The organism is Faecalicatena fissicatena, from assembly GCF_016900595.1.
In the GTDB taxonomy this organism is placed as follows: domain Bacteria; phylum Bacillota; class Clostridia; order Lachnospirales; family Lachnospiraceae; genus Claveliimonas; species Claveliimonas intestinigallinarum.
Genome location: NZ_JACLYY010000008.1, coordinates 124,768 through 143,798, shown reverse-complemented (window position 1 = coordinate 143,798; position 19,031 = coordinate 124,768). Strand labels below are relative to the sequence as shown.

The window sequence follows — 19,031 nt, the reverse complement described above, 5'->3', positions numbered from 1 at the left end:
CTTAGCTCTTCCGAAAGCTGCCCAGGGGCTGCTTTCTTTTGCATGTATAGAACCAAAATCCCGCAGGGCCTGGTATTTCAAGTCCCCTGCGGGTCAACCTCATGTTTTATTTGTAGTTTACGATCTTGCCGAAGTCAGCTTTCAGAGAAGCGCCGCCCACAAGTCCGCCGTCGATGTCAGCCTGGGCAAACAGCTCTGCCGCGTTGCCGGCGTTGACAGATCCGCCGTACTGGATACGGATGGCCTCTGCTGTGGCCTCGTCGTAGATCTCAGCGATGCATGCCCGGATGCCTGCACACACTTCCTCTGCCTGCTCTGTTGTGGCTGTCTTGCCTGTTCCGATCGCCCAGATAGGCTCGTAGGCGATGACTGCTGTCTTTGCCTGGTCAGCTGTCACGTTCTGGAAGCCAACCTTTACCTGCTGGCGGATGAAGTCCATGGTCACGCCCTGCTCTCTCTGCTCCAGAGTCTCGCCGCAGCACATGATCGGTGTGATGCCGTGCTCAAATGCCTTCAGCACCTTCTTGTTTACATCTTCGTTTGTCTCGCCGAAGTAATCTCTTCTCTCGGAATGTCCGAGAACAACGTATTTCACGCCTGCGTCTGTGAGCATGGCCGGGGAGATCTCGCCTGTGTAGGCTCCGCTCTCTTCAAAGTACATGTTCTCAGCGCCAACCTGGATGTTTGTTCCCTTGCAAGCCTCTACAACCGGAATAATGTCGATAGCCGGCACGCAGAAGACAACGTCCGCGTCCTCTGTGGCTACCAGTGGCTTCAGCTCCTCTACCAGAGCAACAGCCTCGCTGGGAGTCTTGTTCATTTTCCAGTTACCTGCAATAATTTTTCTTCTTGCCATTGTTATTTTCACTCTTTTCTTTATTTCTTTTAAATTGATAGCGGGTGGGATGTTCACCTTACTAAACTCGGATTGCGCCCCTGTGGGGCTTGTCCTCGCTAAGTGCAGTGAACTAAGTGCGCACTAGAATTCGCCCGGCGTCCTTCGGACTTGGGCTCATTAAGGGGGGTGGGATGTTCACCTTACTAAGCTCGGACTTCGCCCCTGCGGGGCTTGTCCTCGCTAAGTGCGGTGAACTAAGTGCGCACTAGAATTCGCCCGGCGTCCTTCGGACTTGGGCTCATTAAGTGCTTACTTATCGTTAGCAGCGGCTACGCCTGGGAGCTCTTTGCCCTCCAGGAACTCGAGGGAAGCGCCGCCGCCTGTGGAGATGTGTGTCATCTTGTCGCCGTAGCCGAGCTGGTTTACAGCCGCTGCGGAGTCGCCGCCGCCGATGATGGTCACTGCATCTGTCTCAGCAAGCGCCTTTGCCACTGCTTCTGTGCCGTGTGCAAAGTTAGGCATCTCAAAGCATCCCATAGGTCCGTTCCAGACAACTGTCTTTGCATCCTTCACAGCGTCAGCAAAGATCTTCTCTGTCTCCGGTCCGATGTCCATGCCTTCCCATCCGTCCGGGATCTCCCCTGTGGGCACAATCCTGATGTTGGCATCGTTGGAGAACTCATCTCCGATCCTGTTGTCTACGGGAAGAAGCAGCTTCACGCCCTTCTCCTTGGCCTTCTTCAGCATGTTGGAAGCATAGTCAAGGTAATCATCCTCGCAGAGGGATGTACCGATCTTTCCTCCCTGGGATTTTGCGAATGTGTAGGCCATGCCACCGCCGATGATCAATGTGTCCACCTTGTCAAGCAGGTTCTCGATCACGGAGATCTTGCTGGAAACCTTTGCTCCTCCAAGGATGGCTACGAAAGGTCTTGTCGGGTTGTTGACCGCATTGCCGAGGAAATCGATCTCTTTCTGCATCAGATATCCAACAACCGCTGTGTCCACATATTTTGTCACGCCCACGTTGGAGCAGTGCGCTCTGTGAGCTGTTCCAAAGGCATCGTTTACAAATACGTCGCAAAGGGAAGCCAGGTCCTTGGAGAAGGCGTCCTCGTTCTTTGTCTCCTCCGCTCTGTAACGCGTATTCTCGAGGAGGATCACATCTCCGTCCTTCATAGCCTCCACAGCGGCTCTTGCGTTAGGGCCTACCACCTCGGGATCGGCGGCGAATTTCACTTCCTGTCCGAGCAGCTCGGAAAGGCGCTTCGCAACAGGCGCTAAAGAGAGTTCCGGCACGGGTTTTCCCTTTGGCTTTCCAAGATGAGAGCAGAGGATTACCTTTCCCCCGTCAGCGATCAGCTTCTTGATGGTGGGAAGAGCCGCAACAAGACGGTTCTCATCTGTGATCTTTCCGTCAATGAGAGGTACGTTGAAATCGCATCTCACAAGGACTCTTTTTCCTTTTACATTGATATCGTCTACTGATTTTTTGTTAAGCATGCTACTGCCTCCTTATGAACCTTATAAATGTTGGTCACGCTCATGCCAGGCGGGCCTTCTCCCTCCCGGCAGGGCATCTCATAAAAAAGGGTCCGGTCCACTGAAGACCGGACCCTTTCGTGAGTCTGAATTATGCTAATTCTGCGAAGTATTTGATTGTTCTTACCATCTGGCTTGTGTATGAGTTCTCATTGTCATACCAGGAAACAACCTGAACCTCTGTTGTTCCGTTGTCAAGCGGCAGAACCATTGTCTGTGTTGCATCGAACAGAGAACCATATCTCATTCCTACGATATCGCTGGATACGATCTCATCTGTGTTGTATCCGAAGGACTCGTTGGAAGCAGCCTTCATTGCAGCGTTGATCTGATCAACTGTCACATTGCCCTCAACAACTGCTGTCAGGATTGTTGTGGATCCTGTCGGAGTCGGAACACGCTGTGCGGAACCGATCAGCTTGCCGTTCAGCTCAGGGATAACAAGGCCGATAGCCTTAGCAGCTCCTGTGCTGTTGGGAACGATGTTGCATGCAGCGGCACGTGATCTTCTCAGATCGCCTTTTCTCTGCGGTCCGTCCAGTGTCATCTGATCGCCTGTGTAAGCGTGGATTGTGCACATGATACCGGATTTGATCGGTGCGCAGTCGTTCAGAGCCTTTGCCATAGGTGCAAGGCAGTTTGTTGTACAGGAAGCGGCAGAGATAACTGTATCCTCCGGCTTCAGTGTCTCATGGTTAACGTTATATACGATAGTCGGCAGATCGTTTCCTGCTGGTGCGGAAATAACAACCTTTCTAGCGCCTGCTTTGATGTGAGCAGAAGCTTTCTCTTTGGATGTATAGAAGCCTGTACACTCCAGGACAACATCTACGCCGATCTCGCCCCAGGGAAGCTCCTCTGCGTTAGCCTTTGCATAGATTTTGATTTCCTTTCCATCTACGATGATGGAATCCTCTGTAGCCTCTACCTTATCAGCCAGAGCGTATTTGCCCTGAGAAGAATCGTATTTTAACAGGTGAGCTAACATTTTCGGGCTTGTCAGGTCGTTGATGGCAACTACCTCATATCCCTCAGCTCCAAACATCTGTCTGAAAGCAAGACGTCCGATACGTCCAAATCCGTTGATTGCTACTTTTACTGCCATGATTACATTCCTCCTAAAGTCTATTTACTGTTTCACAGCTCTTGTCGTCCTTCAACTTTGTTAAAGAACTCTCAACCACTACCAATTGTACTAAATCTCATACAAAAATTCAAGAGCATTTTCCAATTTTATGTAAGGAGTTTGAAAACAGGCTTTCTCCCCTTAAATTCAGTGTAATACCGAAAACCGCAGGACTTTAAAATGTCATCCGCCTTTTCAAAATCCCAGGCAATGTGCTCCGGCCTGTGTCCGTCGGCCCCCACGGTGATGATCTCGCCTCCCAGCTCCCGGTAGCGCCGCAGGATGTCCGGATGGGGATGGGCAAAGGGAAGGCCGTACTTGAGCCCGGCCATGTTCAGTTCAATGCCCTTTCCCCGCTCGATGACCGCCCGCAGAATGGCGTCGATCTCGTCGGCGTATTTCTGGTAAGAGTAGTCCGCCGCGCCGTTCTTCCCGTAGCGCACCACGTAGTCGATGTGGCCCAGCACGTCAAAGTCCGGCGTATTTTTTATATCCTCCAGCATTTCCCGGAAGGCGCTTCTGTACACCTCCTCATCGGTGCGTCCCTCAAACACAGTTCCCAGCGCCGGGTCGTCCCCGTCCACCACATGGAGGGAGCCAATGACAAAATCAAAGGGATATTTCCTGGTAAACTCTGTAAAAAATCCGCCCAGATGAGGCTGCATGCCCAGCTCCACACCGATACGGATGTCGATCCTTCCTCTGTACTCCTCCTGAAGCGGACGCAGGGTCCGGAAATAGTCGTCCGCGTCAAAGATGCTCTCGTCCCCCCAGCCCATGTAGTCCTTGTCGTAGTGATCGGTAAAACAGATGACCTCCAGGCCCTTGGCGATGGCCCCCTCGATCATCTCCCTTGGCTCCGCCTCTGAGTCGTGGGAAAAGGATGTGTGCATGTGTACGTCTGCCCTCATTATCTTACCCTTCTTTCCTTCTTATTTTGCCTGTTATCCCCGCCCCAGGCCAGGCCGGGCTAGGGCCTGCTGCCTGTGATAGTCCCTCCTCCGAGGACGTACTCCCCGTCGTAGAGAACCACCGCCTGTCCCGGCGTGATGGCCCGCACAGGCTCGTCAAAGGTGCACAGGATCTGGTCGTCGCCTGTCTTCTCCACCTGGCACCAGGCTCCCCTGTGATTGTACCGGATCTTGGCGAAAAGCCGCCTGGGTTCCGGCAGGTCGGAAACGGACATAAAGTTGATGTGATCCGCCGTCACGTACCTGGACATGGACTCCTCGCCCGTGCCCACCACCACCTCGTTGGTGTCGGGGCGGATCTCCAGCACAAAGACCGGGCGTCCAAGAGCCAGTCCCAGCCCTTTCCTCTGCCCCACAGTATAGTGTATGATGCCTTTGTGCCTCCCTACCACTGTCCCGTCCGAGAGAACAAAATTCCCCTCCGGGAACTTGTGACAGACGGTTCTCTCGATAAAGGAGGCGTAGTCCCCGTCAGGCACAAAGCAGATATCCTGGCTGTCCGGCTTGGATGCCACGGGAAGCTGCAGATTAAGGGCCATCTGCCGGATCTCCTCCTTCGCGTAGGCCCCCACCGGCATCAGCGTCCTCGCAAGCTGCTCCTGGGTGAGATTGTAGAGGGCGTAGGTCTGATCCTTCCTGGCTGTGGCGGAGGTCCGAAGGGACCAACGGCCCCCCGGCAGCTGCTCCACCCGGGCATAGTGTCCGGTGGCAATATAGTCCGCCCCGATATCCAGGCTCCTCTTTAAGAGGGACTCCCACTTCACGTACCGGTTGCACGCAATACAGGGGTTGGGGGTCCTGCCGCAAACGTACTCGCCCACAAAATAGTCGATGACGCTGCGCCGGAACTGATCCTTAAAATTCATCACATAGTAGGGGATCTCAAGTCTTGCGGCCACCCTCCTGGCATCGTCCACGGCGCTTAAGCCGCAGCAGCCCCCGTTCTCCTCCTGGACTGCCTCCTCCTCGTCCTGCCAGATCTGCATGGTCACGCCGATCACGTCATATCCCTGTTCTTTTAAAAGCCAGGCCGCCACGGAGGAGTCCACTCCCCCGGACATGCCGACCACAACCTTCTTCTTCTCCATTGTCTTTATCCTTCCGGATCAATACTCCTCTTCTTCCTCTTCCTCGCCCTCGTGGATGTCAGACTTGGGCTTTTCCAGTCCCTCGATCTTGATGCCGTTCTTCTGGGCGTAATCCCAGAGAGCCGCATGGATGGCCTCCTCTGCCAGAAGCGAGCAGTGTACCTTCACCGGCGGAAGTCCGTCCAGGGCCTCCATCACCGCCTTGTTGGTGACCTCCATGGCCTCCTTTATGTTCTTGCCCTTCACCAGCTCTGTGGCCATGCTGCTGGTGGCCACCGCGGCACCACAGCCAAAGGTCTTAAACTTCACGTCCCGGATGATCTGGTTCTCGTCAATGTCCAGATAAATCCTCATGATGTCCCCGCACTTTGCATTTCCCACTGTTCCCACGCCGCTGGCGTTCTCTATCTCTCCCATATTCCTGGGATGCTGAAAATGATCCATTACCTTTTCTGTGTACATGTTTATTCCTCCTTAATATGCCGCCCCGCCGGGCGGCTGTTCTTCTGTTTTTACAGGCTGTTCTTCTTTACAAAATCCTCGTAGAGAGGAGACATCTCCCGCAGCCGGGCCACGATCTCCTTCAGGCTGTCCACCACGTAGTCAATATCCTCCCTTGTGGTCTCCTCGCCAAGCGTCAGGCGCAGGGAGCCGTGAGCGATCTCGTGGGGCAGGCCGATGGCCAGCAGCACGTGGGAGGGATCCAGGGAGCCTGATGTGCAGGCCGAGCCGCTGGAAGCGCAGATGCCCTTCATGTCCAGCATGATGAGAAGGGACTCTCCCTCAATGAACTCAAAGCTGAAGTTGGCGTTGTTGGGCAGTCTGTCCACCGGGTCTCCGTTGAGACGGCAATAGGGAATTTCCTCCAGCACCCGACCGATAAGGTAGTCCCGAAGCTCGATCTCCTTTGCGGACCTCTCCGCCATGGTGGCAACGGCTCTCTCCACCGCCTTGCCAAGGCCGATGATGCCGGGTACATTCTCTGTTCCTGCCCGGCGCTTTCTCTCCTGTGCGCCGCCGTGAATAAAGGAGCGGATCTTCACGCCCTTGCGGATGTAGAGGAAGCCAATCCCCTTCGGCCCGTTCAGCTTGTGGCCGCTGGCGCTGAGCATGTCAATGCCAAGCTCGTCCACGTCGATGGGCACCTGCCCGAAGGCCTGCACCGCGTCTGTGTGGAAAAGGACTCCGTGCTCATGGGCGATCCGGCCGATCTCTTTGATAGGCTCGATGGTGCCGATCTCATTGTTAGCGAACATGACGGAGATGAGGATGGTGTCCGGACGGATGGCCGCCTCCACCTCCTCCGGCCTCACAAGGCCGTTCTCATCCACGTCCAGATAGGTCACCTCAAAGCCTCTCCCCTCCAGGTACTCCCCTGTGTGAAGGATGGCATGGTGCTCGATCTTTGTGGTAATGATGTGTTTTCCCTTTGAGGCGTAGGCCTCGGCTGTTGCCTTCAGGGCCCAGTTGTCGCTCTCCGTGCCGCCCGCTGTAAAATAGATCTCATTGGTCTTTGCTCCCAGCGCCCGGGCGATAATCTCCCTCTGCTCTGTCACCGCATCCTTGTTCTTTGAAGCAAAGCTGTAGACGCTGGACGGGTTTCCGTAGTTTTCGCTGAAATAGGGGAGCATGGCCTCCACTACCTCAGGGGCTGTCTTTGTTGTCGCCGCGTTATCCAGATAAATCAGTCTGTCCATCTTATATCCTCCTGCCTTGTATTTCATTTTGTTTTTTGTTCTCTTTTTCCAGGTCTATCTCCGGCTGCAGGCCTTTTCTTTCTCCTCTTCCTCAGGCCGCAGCTGTCTGCTCTTTTCCGCCAGGGTATCCAGCATGATCCCGTTGACCGTGTCGTTGATGCTGTCGTTGATCTTCTTCCACACGTACTTGGTGACACAGCTGTCCGCTGCCTGGCAGCCCTCATCCGGGTGGTAGGCCGCGCACTCGGCGGGCTCCAGCTTTCCCTCCAGGGCCCTGAGCACATCCCCCACGGAGATCTGTCCGGCCGGGCGGGCCAGCACGTATCCCCCCGCGGCTCCCCGGATGCTCTTTACGAGACCGGCTTTTTTCAGGAGAGCCATGAGTTGCTCCAGATATCCCTCGGAGATGTCCTCCCGGGAGGAGATGCTGCTGATGGAGACCGGTTCGCTCTCACTGAACCTGGCCAGATCCACAATAGCCCGCAGGCCGTACCTCCCTTTTGTGGATAGCTTCATTGTCCTCACCCTCCTTTTTAATTCCTAGTATTTTACTTGGAATTCCTGTTAGTAGGATAGCACCGGCCTGTCTGTCTGTCAAGCACCTTTCCTCATTTTTTGCATCCGGACGTCCGCATATACTCCCATTTTTCTGAATATGCTGTAATAAAAATGTTCCGGAGTCTGCCATGATACAGAAAAATACGATCATAAAGGGGGCCTTTGTCCTGACCCTGACCGGAGTCGTCACCCGCCTGATGGGCTTTTTTTACCGGATCTTTTTAAGCCGCGCCTTCGGGGAGGAGAGCGTGGGCCTCTACCAGCTGGCCTTCCCAATCTACGCCCTCTGTTTCTCCTTCTGCGCCGCCGGCATAGAGACAGCCATCGCCCGCAGCACCGCCGCCAGCCGCTCCCTGAAGGATCCGGGCCGCACAAAGGCCGCTCTGTACAGCGGCTTCACCCTGTCCCTCCTCCTTGCCTTTGCCCTTATGCTCTTCATCCAGAAGGAGGCGGACTACCTCTCCTGCCGCTTTCTGGGTGAGCCCCGGTGCGCCCCTCTCCTTGTAATTCTCTCCCTGGCCCTCCCCTTCTCGGTGATGCACAGCTGCATCTACGGCTACTATATCGGCCAGAAGCGCACAAAACTCCCCGCCCTGTCCCAGCTCCTTGAACAGACCGTGCGGGTGGGGGCTGTGGTCTTTCTGTACTGGTTTTTCATGGACCGCTCCGTCCACACCGGGATCGCCCTGGCAGCCGCCGGCATCGTGGCCGGGGAGGCGGCCGCCGCCCTGTACTGCCTGGGAAATCTGCGCAAAGCCGGGGACATGGCCTCCCCGGAGCGCCTGCCCCTTGGGGCATACAAAAAGGGACTGGGGGAGATCCTCTCCCTGGCAGTCCCTCTCACCGGCAGCCGTGTGCTCCTCAATATCCTGCAGAGCGTGGAGGCCGTCTCCATCCCTGTAAAGCTTCAGGCCTTCGGCCTTAGCGCCGGGGAGTCCTTAAGCACCTACGGCGTCCTGACGGGCATGGCCCTCCCCTGCGTCCTCTTTCCCTCCGCTATGACAAACTCCATCGCCACTATGCTGCTGCCCACAGTGGCGGAGATCCAGGTCACCGGGGATGTCCCGGCTATGAAGAGAGTCATAAAGAAGGTCTTCTTCTGCTGCTTTTCCCTGGGGCTCCTCTTCTGCCTGGCCCTTGTAGTGACGGGAAATTTCATAGGCAGGCTCCTCTTTCACAGCGCCGCCGCGGGACACTTCATCATCACCCTGGCCTGGATGTGCCCCTTTCTCTACACAAACGGGTGCCTCCTTGGCATTCTGAACGGCCTGGGGAAAACCAATATTTCCTTTGCCGTAAATGTGACGGGGCTCCTCCTTCGCATCGGCAGTGTGTTCCTCCTCATTCCCCTCTTCGGCATCCAGGGGTATCTGTGGGGGCTGCTGGCCAGCCAGGCCGCCGTCTTCGCCCTCTGCCTGGCCTACCTGCGCTTTTTCTTCTTCACGCTGTAGCCAAAGCTGCCCCGCTTCTTTCCAAGCTCCATATACTCCCCGTGGGAGTAGGCCACAAGACCTGCGTCATTCAGATGAAACCGTCCGGCCTCGTCCATGTAGGCTGTGTCCGCCTGCACAGCCTCCACCCGGGCCAGGAACATGTGGTGGCTCCCCAGCTCCTTCACCTCCGTCACCCGGCACTCGATGTTGACAGGGGACTCCTCTATGACCGGGGCAAAGGCAAGCTTAGCGGCCTTTCCCGGAGTCAGGTGCATCTCCTTCCATTTATCCACGTCCCTGCCGGATCTGACACCGCACCAGTCCGCCGCCCGGAGCAGCTTTTCTGTGGTCAGGTTGATGACAAATTCTCCGCTCCTACGGATGATGTCATAGCTGTACCTCTGGGGCCGGACAGAGATGTAGACCATGGCAGGGTTGGTGCAGACCGTTCCCGTCCAGGCCACAGTGATGATATTGGTCCTTCCCTCCTGATCCCCGCAGCTTGCCATCACTGCGGGCAGGGGATAGAGCATATTGCCCGGTTTCCATATCTCTTTTGCCATACCTCTCTCCTCCTTACTGCTGCAGCGCGCTCACCAGCGCCGGGATGAGCTGCTTCTTTCTGGACACGACTCCCTTCAGGAGGACAGGGTCCATATCCTCCGGCAGCTCAAAGGCCTCCAGCACAGTCTCCCGCGCCCCTGCCCCGGAGCAGAGAAGCTCTGTGGACTCGTGAAGGATATGGGTGAGCATGAAGTAGACCATGTTCAGCTTGTGCTCCTCCCGGGCCTGATCCAGATAGGGGAGCAGCTTCTCCCTGATATCCTCCAGCTCATCGCTGCTCATGGAGTTGATCTGCCCCACACCGAACACTGTGTCGCCCACTGTGAACTGCTTGAAGTCCTGGAAGCAGATTTCCTTTGCGCTCTTGCCCTTCAGGTTGCTGCCTGCGTTGAACATCTCCGCGGCCAGATCCTCCAGGACGACCCCCGCCGTTTCGGCCAGCTTACTTGCGGTCCTTCTGTCCATCTCGGTACAGGTGGGGGAGCGGAAAAGGAGGGTGTCCGAGATGATGGCCGCGCAGAGGAGCCCTGCCGTCGTCGGCGGGATCTCCACGCCGTACTCCTCGTACATCTGGGTGACGATGGTGGCCGTGCAGCCCACAGGCTGGTTGCGGAAGAACACCGGCCCCATGGTCTCAATGCTCCCGATCCTGTGATGGTCAATGATCTCCAGGATGTCCGCCTCCTCGATGCCGTCCACAGCCTGGGACTTCTCGTTGTGATCCACAAGGATGACCTGCTTCTTCCTGGCGTCCAGGAAACGCCGCCTGGAGATGAAGCCCTTGAAGTTGCCGTGCCGGTCCAGAATGGGGAAATCGCGGAATTTTTTCTTCGTCATCTCCTCCTTGATGTTGTCCACATAGTCGTCCATGTGGAACACGGTCAGGGGACCCTTGCTCATGAAATACTTCACCGGGATGCTCTGGTTAATGAGCCTTGCCGCGGTAAAGGTGTCGTGGGGCGTCTTGATGACCACGATGCTCTGCTCCTCCGCCTTCTGGATCAGCTCCTCGGAGATCTCCGCCCCGTGGCAGACTACCAGACAGCTGGCGTTGATGTCCACAGCGCAGGCCTGGGACTCGTACCTGTTTCCCAGTATCACCAGGTCGTCCTTCTCTATGAACTCGGCCATTCTGTCCGTGGTGGAAGCCCCCACAGCCACCTTTCCCTTCACAAAACAGCCGTGCTCATTTCCTGTGACGATCTCCCCGTCCAGGGTGCGCACAATATTGCGGTACTGGGTCCTGGCCTTTGCCAGGATGGTGTTGTCGTACACGTCCATGTAGGATTTCGCGATGTCCCCGGTGGAGATCAGCCCCACCAGCTCCCCGTCCTTCAGCACCGGAAGGGTCTTGACAGACTGGGTTTTCATCAGCTCCCACGCCTCCTTGATGGACACGCCCGGGGCCACCCCGGTGATCTTGTGGATGTCCAGGTCCTTCACCTGGAGCTTCACATCCTGGAGAAGCCTCGGAGCGTCCACCTTGAACCTGCGCAGCACGTACTGTGTCTCCTCATTGATCTGGCCAGCCCGCTTTGCCACAAACTCCTTCCCCGTGACTTCCTTCTTCAGCCCGGCATATGCAATGGCAGAGCAGATGGAATCCGTGTCCGGATTTTTGTGCCCTACAACATAAACTTTTCTCATATCTTCAACTCCCTGCTTGTATCTTTTCCAAATTTTTGATCTGTAAAATAAGCTTGCCATTTTTTCCACTTCCAGTCAACTAAAAATTCCCGGATACTTTGCTTTTTTCTTTGAACAAAGTCCCCTTTTCGTGATATACTGTTACTAGTATGTGGAAACACATAAATACGGTTATGAGAAAGGACTAACAAAATGAGCGAAGAATTATTACAAGAGGAAAACAAACCGGAAGAGACAATGGCTGACTACGAGGAGCATCTTGACGATGCCAATCCGTGGAACGTGGTACAGCGCTACATGGAGAACAAGACTACCCTTCCGGTAAAGGTGGAGGGGATCGTGAACGGAGGCGCCATCGCCATGGTGGAAGGCCTGCGCGGATTTATCCCCGCATCCAGGTTATCCTTATCCTATATCGAGGATCTGGAGACATATCTTTTAAAGGACATCGAGGTCCGGGTCATCGAAGTCAACCAGGCTGAGAACCGCCTTATCCTGTCCGCAAGAGAGATCCTCCGGGAGAAGGAGAAAAAGGCCATGGAGGAGAAGATCGCTAACGTGAAGGTGGGCAGCGTTGTGAAGGGCAAGGTGGAGAGCCTGCAGACCTACGGCGCTTTCGTCCGTCTGGAGGACGGACTCTCCGGACTTGTACACGTGTCCCAGATCAGCAGAAAGCGGGTGAAATCCCCCAAGGACGTTCTCTCTGTGGGCGATGAGGTGACTGTGAAGATCATCGGCCTCAAGGACGGCAAGATCAGCCTCAGCATGAAGGCTCTGGAGGAGAAGGACGAGGAGGAAGACATCAAGGTGGAGATCCCCAAGTCCGAGAACATCGGCACAAGCCTGGGCGACCTGTTCAAGAACATCAAGCTGTAAATCTTCCTGGCAGGCGGTAACGCCGTTACCGCAGCCGTACAAATATCAAAAGAAGCAGGTATTGGCCAATCATCAATTCAAATGATTGGCCAATACCTGCTTGACATTCGAAAGAAGTATCATAAATAACGTTCCCCAGTTTTTCTACTGCATACGACTCAATCCTCAGAAACTCCGAAACTTTAAACAGAGTGTACACGATACCCCCTGTCTTTGTGCTTTTGAGATGAAGTTTTAAAACTTCTACTTCGTCCATTCTCTTCTTACTTTCTTTGTCCTACTTATAGCAATTGTTCGCTCCCATGTACCATAGTTTTCCCAAATACATCTTTATCTATTCCTTTGTTAGACTGATGATCATCTAATACCGTTTCATCGATAGTTCAGTGTCCACTATTTCCTGCTTTCGCTCATAAATATTAGGCACACTTCCTAAGACAAAATTGTCAGCAATTCTCAAGAGAACATACAAGTCTGCGAGTTTTCAAATCCTCGTCTGTATCATGATGTATTGACTATGTCTGTTCCTCAAAGGACTACTCTACGGTATCATGGCTTCGCCGCACTCCTTTTCTTCACCGAATATTGAATTGAACCTTAAGCCTCTTATAAACATTGCATTTCTTGTAACCTTTTTCTAATATATGGTTCTGTCAACGGTTCGTCATATCTCACAGTCAACAATTTTATATTACACTCGCGACAAATACGAGCTTTTCTTTCATCATGTTCTTTCTGCTTTTCTAATTGTTTTTTACCACCCCAATGTTCAACTGCATGATAATGCTGTTGCCCTTGATACTCTATTCCTAGATTTTTTTCCTTCACAAAAATATCTAATTCTAACCCTTCAAGCCATTGTGGACGATAATGTGTTTTAATTTCACAATTAGGATAAATCATTCTTGTTATATTAGCCAATGTTGTTTCACTAACCCATGCCTCCCCAACATTTCGAAAGCCAAACTCTCTTCTCACCTTATTTTCTATGCACTTTTCAAAATTTCGACGTGCTTCTTTCGCATTCTTATATAACTCATCCGAGTCTGGATCATTTTCGCTTTCTTCATTAGCTAATATAAACTGATCCCATATCTCTAATACATCCGGAGGACATTTCTCTCTTAAAATCAGTTCTTTCTGAATAGACATTTTTCCTTCTAACATATAATAAATACCATATTCAAAATATTTCTGATTTATAAACCATCCATACTGTCTTTTAAAAGCTGTTCCATACATAGGATCACAATACTCTTCCTGTGGTAATTTCCCATTGCATCTATGACATATTCCTTTACGAAATTTAAACAGACTTAATGGATTTACAAGATCATTTAAAGATGTTTGTGCAACGGCAGTTGGGAACTCATCTGTTCCTAATAAAGGAGCAACTCCTTTTTCAAAAACACTAAGCTTCTGTTGTCGTCTCTTTAAGACCAAATAATTTTCAATCCCTTGCCTTTCACATTCGCAAAAATAAATATCTGTAGCTTCTTTACTTTCTTTAAATGCAAAAAAACTACCATATAGCTCAGGGTATAACACATATGGTAAAGGTAAATCTTCAATAGGTTCTTTAGGAATAAAATCATAATATATGTCTGGATGTATATTTTCCCTGTATTTACCAGCGTTAGCCTGTAAGACTTTTTTAAAATGCCAAATACTAGTTTTTCCCGTAAATTTTTTCCCGTTTAAGGTTATATACGATCCTTTCCATTTATTCACTAATGAAATAATATACTCTATACTAATTTCATTATCTGCATATTCTTCAACCGAATTTATTGTAAACGAATGCATTTTTCCATCGAATTGATAGTTCGGTAAGTTCTTTGCCAATTCAATTACTTTTTTATAAGACTTAGATTTGCTTTTTCTAAATTTCACACATACTAGTCTTTGATTATTTAAAACCTCTTCTTCCCAAAATGGTTTTTTATTTACATTCTCACTCTTTTTACTTATAAATTCGTTTTTGTCCAAATCAAACGAAAATTCAATATAACACATACTTTTCCTCTTATTCAACATTGCATTTTACACGTTTATTTTTACGAAAACTCTATATTTGTATCGTATTCCGTTATTAAATACATCTCTTGCCTTGTATAATTAATCTTTTTTGCACCAACACAAAAATATTGCTTATATGTTATTCCGGCCGAATTTTTCATCTGAATTAAAAATTCTATTTTTAAATTCTCTGCTTGGAAATATTGTGTATTATCTAATTCAAAACATATCTCTTCATTTTTATAAATCACGTTAATCGAACACGGCACTTCTACTAACACGCCGTTAATTTTTCCATACATGGTTCTGACATTCAGTATTATGTCTTCTCCGACATTCACCAGCCATATCCCTAATTTTTTATCTTTTGATAAATCATCATTGCCACTTTCATTAGTAAATTGTCCAATTCGTATCGGACAATATTTTCGTCCATTTATGCTTTCCTTTTTCAAATTAAAATATCCCAACTTTTGTCGAAGTTGTTGTGTCATGAATTTATCATTAACTTCTTTAGTATTCACATTTTGAATTAAAGAAACTACTGCCAAAAAAACTGTACCGAAATACGCCATATAACCATACCAAAAATCCGGGTTATCGTATACGATTTTTTCCCAGTGTTTCCAAGCCACCCATATTCCCCCAAAAGGTAAGAGCAATATGAATACACCTATACTAACTATAACAATCTTTTTATTCATTTTATCAAAAGTGTTCCTTCCCAAATTAATCTATTATAGTCACGTCTATTTTAACATAACATGTTCCTAAATACATTATCCTTTTATTATACTTATTTCACAAAAAATCCGCCTATATACCACTCTCCCACACTACAACCTTCGTTCATTCGTAGCCAATAACTCTCTATCAACAATTTTTCACTCCTTTTATCTCAGTTCAATCTTATCTATCTTTTTATCCTTCTGACTTCTCATCCTTTAATGCCTGTTCCATCCGTTCTTTACATCCCTCTAAGAGTGCTTTATTCGCATTAGAAACAACTAGATTTTCCTCTCTTACACATGTTTCTTCCTTCCATTCTCTTCCACTATTCTTTATCATATCTTTCACCACTCCCCTCCCCCTTTCAAACCAACCTCAGTAAATGCGCTGATTATCTCTTTCGCAATTTTTCTCGATTATTCTAAAAGCTCCGAATTTGAATTTACCCGTTTTTTAACTTCCGGTTCATTTTTTTGATCAGAAATTTAACGACAGCTCTATTGTCCTGCAAAACCCGCTCTGCTATCATAAGGGCATAAACGCAAAGGAGGTCCGCCATGAAGATTAACCAGGTCATTCGGGAAAAGCGAAAGGAGCTGTCCCTGACGCAGGAGCAGATCGCAGATTATCTGGGCGTTTCCACGCCGGCTGTAAGCAAGTGGGAGAAAGGCAGCACTTACCCTGACATCACCCTTCTGCCGGCGCTGGCGCGTCTGCTTAAGACCGACCTTAACACCCTGCTGTCCTTCCATGACGATCTGACAGATATTGAGATTGAAGATTTTGTTGACGAAGTCGACCAGACGGTCCGGGAGCAGGACTATGATGCCGCTTTCCAGAAAGCGATCCGCAAAATACAGGAATACCCCACCTGTGAAAAGCTGATCTATTCGGTCACTCTCTATCTGGAGGGAGCGCTTGTTCTCTACAACGCACCTGAAGCCCCGCAATACCGGGAGACATTTGAAGCATTTTACAGGCGTCTGTCTGCAAGTGAAAATCCGGAAATAAAGGATACCGCAACCAGTATGCTGATCTCCTATGCCCGTAACCGGGGAGATTTTGCAGAGGCAGAGGCGCTGATAAACGCACTGCCATTTTCCTCAATAGATAGAGAGGAGCAATCCGCCATCCTCTGCCAGCAGCAGAAACGATACCAGGAGGCGGAAAAAATCTGGGAGCGCCGGGTGCTTAACGGCGTGACCGGGATACAGACCGCTTTACTAAACATGCTGGAAATCGCGTTACTGGAAAACCAGGAAAAGGACGCGGACTTTTTCGCGGATAGGTACGAGTCCCTTACCCGCTGGTTCTGTCTTCCGGAGTGGATGCGCTACAATGCCCATTTGCAGCTCGCCCTCGCAAGAAAAGATAAGGACAGGAGCCTGTCTGTCCTCCAAAAAATGCTGTCTGCCATGAAGCAGGAATGGGCTCCGCAGGATTGCCCCTTATATCGCCATACAGATGCCGGCAGTTCCACATTCTTTTCAGGCAAGCTGACCCAGGCGATCACCGATGAGCTGGCAAACGATGAGGAGTACGCATTTCTCCGCGGCGGTCCGGAATTTGAAGAGCTGCTGGCACAACGAAAGGCTTAAATATCGGATCTGTGTTCCAGCGCAAGCCGGTACATCCGGGAGACATGGCTTGAGTAGGCTGTCAGAAAATAGGACAGCTCCTGCTGCCCGGCATCCGCCCGGCTGTAGCTGACTCTTCTCACCTCCGGCAGCGTCTTTTCGCCCCGCAGGCCCAGCAGCCTCTGGATCTGCGCCAGCACATACTGGGCGTGGGAAATATAGTTTTCCATCTCTTCATCCTCCCCCTCGCTCAAGTGTCCGGAATTGACAAAGAGCAGAATCTGCTCCATCTCCGCCACCATCTCCCAGGATATCTTAAGAAGCTCCCGGTAGGTCTCCCAGGGCTGTCCCCGCCTCTTGTCCAGATACTCCATCATCTGTCCGTGAACCAGATGGTACTCCACCTGGGCATCGCAGATAGTCCCGTAATCCGTGGGCCGCTCCAGAGCCCTCTCCAGCATCCTAAGGTACATGTGGTGCATATGGAAGACCACGGTGAGATTGTATCGGAACTGCTGCCCCATGCTGGTGGGGAAGAAAAACCGGTTGATCACAAGGACAAGGGCGACAGCCCCCATCACATAGATCATCCGAAGCTCCACAGCTGTCTCCTCCCCCATGGCCAGGGTCACCATGGAGAGGGCAAAGCAGGTCACACAGACCGCGTGCACGCAGGTTCCCGGCGTGGCGGTGTACATGCAGATGACCATGAGTGCCGCCAGGACAAAATGCCCTGCCATTCCGGGCATGACAGGAAAGAGCAGGCTCATGATGACGCAGCCTCCCGCAGTTCCCAGAAACCGGGTCAGCATGCGATAGCGGCTGTCCTCGTACATGGGCCGCAGGAGCAGAAAGGCGTTGAGGGGCAGCCAGTAGGCGTGGTCGGCGCCGCTTATGTGCACAAAGAGAAAGCTGAGGGTCAAAACCGCGCTCATCCGCAGGGCAAACCGCATCTCAAAGCCGTCCGGCCGCATCTGGTACAGCAGCTTCCCCAAAGGCCGCTGGTGCCTTGGCATGGGCCAGGAAGCCCCTGCCTCCTCCCTCTCTCCCTCGTCAAATTTCCGGAGGATGATGAGGAAGGGCTGGAGAAAATTCTGAACCGAGATCTGGATCTCGTCCCCCCCTGCCCCTGCTTCCAGAAGCAATGCCTCTCCCGCCTCCTCCAACGCCGTTCTCGCCGTCTTTTCCCAGAAGGCTGTGGATGCTGCCCTCTCCAGATAGACGGCTGTCTTTTCCACCAGTTCGGCGGCTCCCTTTTGCTCCAGCATGGCCGGGGCGTATCTGCTGCCCACAAAGTAGGAGGCCCGCTGGAACAGGAGGGCGAACATGTAGGAGATCTTCCCCTCCCGGGTGGCCACCTCCCTTCCGCCCCGCTTGGCGTAGGTCTCCTGGTACTGGAGCTGCTGCAGCTCATAGAGATCCCCAAGGCTCTCCGGGGATTTCTCCTCTCCCCGGAGCTGCCGGCGCAGGCAATCTGCCAGGACAGACAGACCCTCCTGCTCTCTTCTGTAGCTCTTTTCCTGGGGATACCGGCACTGGTACAGCTTCACCAACAGGAAAAAGCAGGCCAGGGAATACAGCATGGCCTCTGTCTGCACAAAAAATCCCGCCAGGTCCACTGGCAGGAGCTGCAGAAAGGTAAAGGTCATGAGCCCGGAAAAATAGCCCATCCGGTTGAACCGGGTGGCCTTCAGGAACACAAGGGCAAAGGGCACGATCAGGTTGAGCCCTGCAGACAGCGGAAAGGACCAGGTGGCGATCCAGGCCAGCAGACTGAGTCCCAGCTGGCTTGCCGCCGCCCGGGCGAGACTCACCCAGGACCTTCTCTTCCGGTAATTGGTCTGGAAGAGCACTGTCACGAGGGACACCACCATGATGTACTGTGTCCCGAACAAAAGCAAAACCGTGCAGAACAAAAACAGGTAAAAGCAGATCACAGGGAGGGCGTTAAGGAAGCTTTTCCAGACAAGCCTGGCCTGGCCTTCCAGACGCTCTCTTAGCATTTCTTCCTCTCCAGAAGGCAGAGGGGAACACCGATCTTAAAGAGAAGAGACAAAAAAAGCATCAGCGCTGTGCAGGCCTCCGCGGCCGCCCGGCCGCCCCTGGTCTTCTCAATCTTCGCCCTCAGACGCCCGACCTGGTCCCCCAGCGTCTCCTCCCTCTTCCCCGCCGTCTCCAGAACGACCTTGAGAAGGGCAAAGAGCTGGACTGCCAGGAATATCCCTGCCAGCGCATCCTTCACTTTGCTTCCCGTTCCTTTTATGACTGCCCATCCGCCGGCTGCCACAGACATAAAGGTAGCAATGTGGTGCAGGCATACGACAGCTTTCATTTCTCTTTCTGTTCCCATGATCTGATTTCCTCCT

The 19,031-nt window shown here is 51.9% G+C and carries 18 protein-coding genes; 3 read left to right on the top strand and 15 right to left on the bottom strand.

The genetic code is table 11. The annotated features are described in order from the left end of the window. Positions 1–106 precede the first annotated feature (106 nt). The 8 genes from tpiA to H7U36_RS09800 all read right to left on the bottom strand — a co-directional run bounded on the left by tpiA (position 107) and on the right by H7U36_RS09800 (position 7,778). Positions 107–856 carry a triose-phosphate isomerase gene (gene tpiA, locus H7U36_RS09835; protein WP_033124586.1) on the bottom strand — a complete coding sequence of 250 codons (750 nt, stop codon included), beginning with the start codon at positions 854–856 and terminating at the stop codon, positions 107–109. A gap of 291 nt (positions 857–1,147) precedes the next feature. Continuing rightward, on the bottom strand, positions 1,148–2,341 hold the full coding sequence (locus tag H7U36_RS09830) for a phosphoglycerate kinase (protein WP_033124585.1): 1,194 nt from the start codon (positions 2,339–2,341) through the stop codon (positions 1,148–1,150). A 130-nt stretch (positions 2,342–2,471) separates the two neighbouring features. Then, positions 2,472–3,485 carry a type I glyceraldehyde-3-phosphate dehydrogenase gene (gene gap / locus H7U36_RS09825; protein ID WP_033124584.1) on the bottom strand — a complete coding sequence of 338 codons (1,014 nt, stop codon included), beginning with the start codon at positions 3,483–3,485 and terminating at the stop codon, positions 2,472–2,474. A gap of 128 nt (positions 3,486–3,613) precedes the next feature. Then, positions 3,614–4,417, bottom strand: a complete 804-nt coding sequence (locus H7U36_RS09820; RefSeq protein ID WP_033124583.1) for a histidinol-phosphatase HisJ family protein — start codon at positions 4,415–4,417, stop codon at positions 3,614–3,616. Positions 4,418–4,476: 59 nt separating this feature from the next. Further along, positions 4,477–5,565 (bottom strand): tRNA 2-thiouridine(34) synthase MnmA, encoded by a 1,089-nt coding sequence (mnmA, locus tag H7U36_RS09815; RefSeq protein WP_033124582.1) that lies wholly within the window; start codon positions 5,563–5,565, stop codon positions 4,477–4,479. A gap of 18 nt (positions 5,566–5,583) precedes the next feature. Then, the gene (gene nifU, locus H7U36_RS09810) at positions 5,584–6,027 is read right to left on the bottom strand and encodes a Fe-S cluster assembly scaffold protein NifU (RefSeq protein ID WP_033124581.1); all 444 of its coding nucleotides are present in this window, start codon (positions 6,025–6,027) and stop codon (positions 5,584–5,586) included. Between the two features lie 50 nt (positions 6,028–6,077). Then, a complete protein-coding gene (gene nifS, locus H7U36_RS09805) occupies positions 6,078–7,262 on the bottom strand; it encodes a cysteine desulfurase NifS (protein WP_138304596.1) in 1,185 nt (394 codons plus the stop codon). A gap of 54 nt (positions 7,263–7,316) precedes the next feature. Further along, complete coding sequence (locus tag H7U36_RS09800) at positions 7,317–7,778, bottom strand: RrF2 family transcriptional regulator (RefSeq protein ID WP_138304594.1); 462 nt, start codon at positions 7,776–7,778, stop codon at positions 7,317–7,319. A gap of 170 nt (positions 7,779–7,948) precedes the next feature. On the opposite strand from H7U36_RS09800, the gene H7U36_RS09795 reads away from it, so the two are divergent. Further along, the gene (locus H7U36_RS09795) at positions 7,949–9,271 is read left to right on the top strand and encodes a polysaccharide biosynthesis protein (protein ID WP_205156080.1); all 1,323 of its coding nucleotides are present in this window, start codon (positions 7,949–7,951) and stop codon (positions 9,269–9,271) included. Here the strand turns inward: H7U36_RS09795 and H7U36_RS09790 are convergent. Continuing rightward, complete coding sequence (locus tag H7U36_RS09790; RefSeq protein ID WP_033124578.1) at positions 9,241–9,816, bottom strand: flavin reductase family protein; 576 nt, start codon at positions 9,814–9,816, stop codon at positions 9,241–9,243. The genes H7U36_RS09795 and H7U36_RS09790 overlap by 31 nt on opposite strands. Before the next feature lie 13 nt (positions 9,817–9,829). After that, positions 9,830–11,464 (bottom strand): putative manganese-dependent inorganic diphosphatase, encoded by a 1,635-nt coding sequence (locus H7U36_RS09785; protein ID WP_205156079.1) that lies wholly within the window; start codon positions 11,462–11,464, stop codon positions 9,830–9,832. Between the two features lie 192 nt (positions 11,465–11,656). Here H7U36_RS09785 and H7U36_RS09780 point away from each other — a divergent pair, with 192 nt between their 5' ends. Then, a complete protein-coding gene (locus H7U36_RS09780; protein ID WP_033124576.1) occupies positions 11,657–12,340 on the top strand; it encodes a S1 RNA-binding domain-containing protein in 684 nt (227 codons plus the stop codon). A gap of 606 nt (positions 12,341–12,946) precedes the next feature. Here H7U36_RS09780 and H7U36_RS09775 read toward each other — a convergent pair. The 3 genes from H7U36_RS09775 to H7U36_RS09765 form a co-directional block, all read right to left on the bottom strand. Further along, complete coding sequence (locus H7U36_RS09775) at positions 12,947–14,329, bottom strand: PDDEXK family nuclease (RefSeq protein WP_205156078.1); 1,383 nt, start codon at positions 14,327–14,329, stop codon at positions 12,947–12,949. A 68-nt stretch (positions 14,330–14,397) separates the two neighbouring features. Beyond that, a complete protein-coding gene (locus H7U36_RS09770) occupies positions 14,398–15,063 on the bottom strand; it encodes a hypothetical protein (RefSeq protein ID WP_205156077.1) in 666 nt (221 codons plus the stop codon). A gap of 217 nt (positions 15,064–15,280) precedes the next feature. Beyond that, positions 15,281–15,436, bottom strand: a complete 156-nt coding sequence (locus tag H7U36_RS09765) for a type 1 glutamine amidotransferase family protein (protein WP_205156076.1) — start codon at positions 15,434–15,436, stop codon at positions 15,281–15,283. Positions 15,437–15,645: 209 nt separating this feature from the next. On the opposite strand from H7U36_RS09765, the gene H7U36_RS09760 reads away from it, so the two are divergent. Then, the gene (locus H7U36_RS09760) at positions 15,646–16,686 is read left to right on the top strand and encodes a type II toxin-antitoxin system RelB family anti-toxin (RefSeq protein ID WP_205156075.1); all 1,041 of its coding nucleotides are present in this window, start codon (positions 15,646–15,648) and stop codon (positions 16,684–16,686) included. Here H7U36_RS09760 and H7U36_RS09755 read toward each other — a convergent pair. Next, entirely contained in the window at positions 16,683–18,668 is a 1,986-nt protein-coding gene (locus H7U36_RS09755; RefSeq protein WP_138304587.1) for an FUSC family protein, read from the bottom strand. The genes H7U36_RS09760 and H7U36_RS09755 overlap by 4 nt on opposite strands. Continuing rightward, positions 18,662–19,015, bottom strand: coding sequence for a hypothetical protein (locus H7U36_RS09750; RefSeq protein ID WP_138304584.1), 354 nt, complete (start codon positions 19,013–19,015; stop codon positions 18,662–18,664). The genes H7U36_RS09755 and H7U36_RS09750 overlap by 7 nt, the downstream gene beginning before the upstream one ends. Between the last annotated feature and the right edge of the window lie 16 nt (positions 19,016–19,031).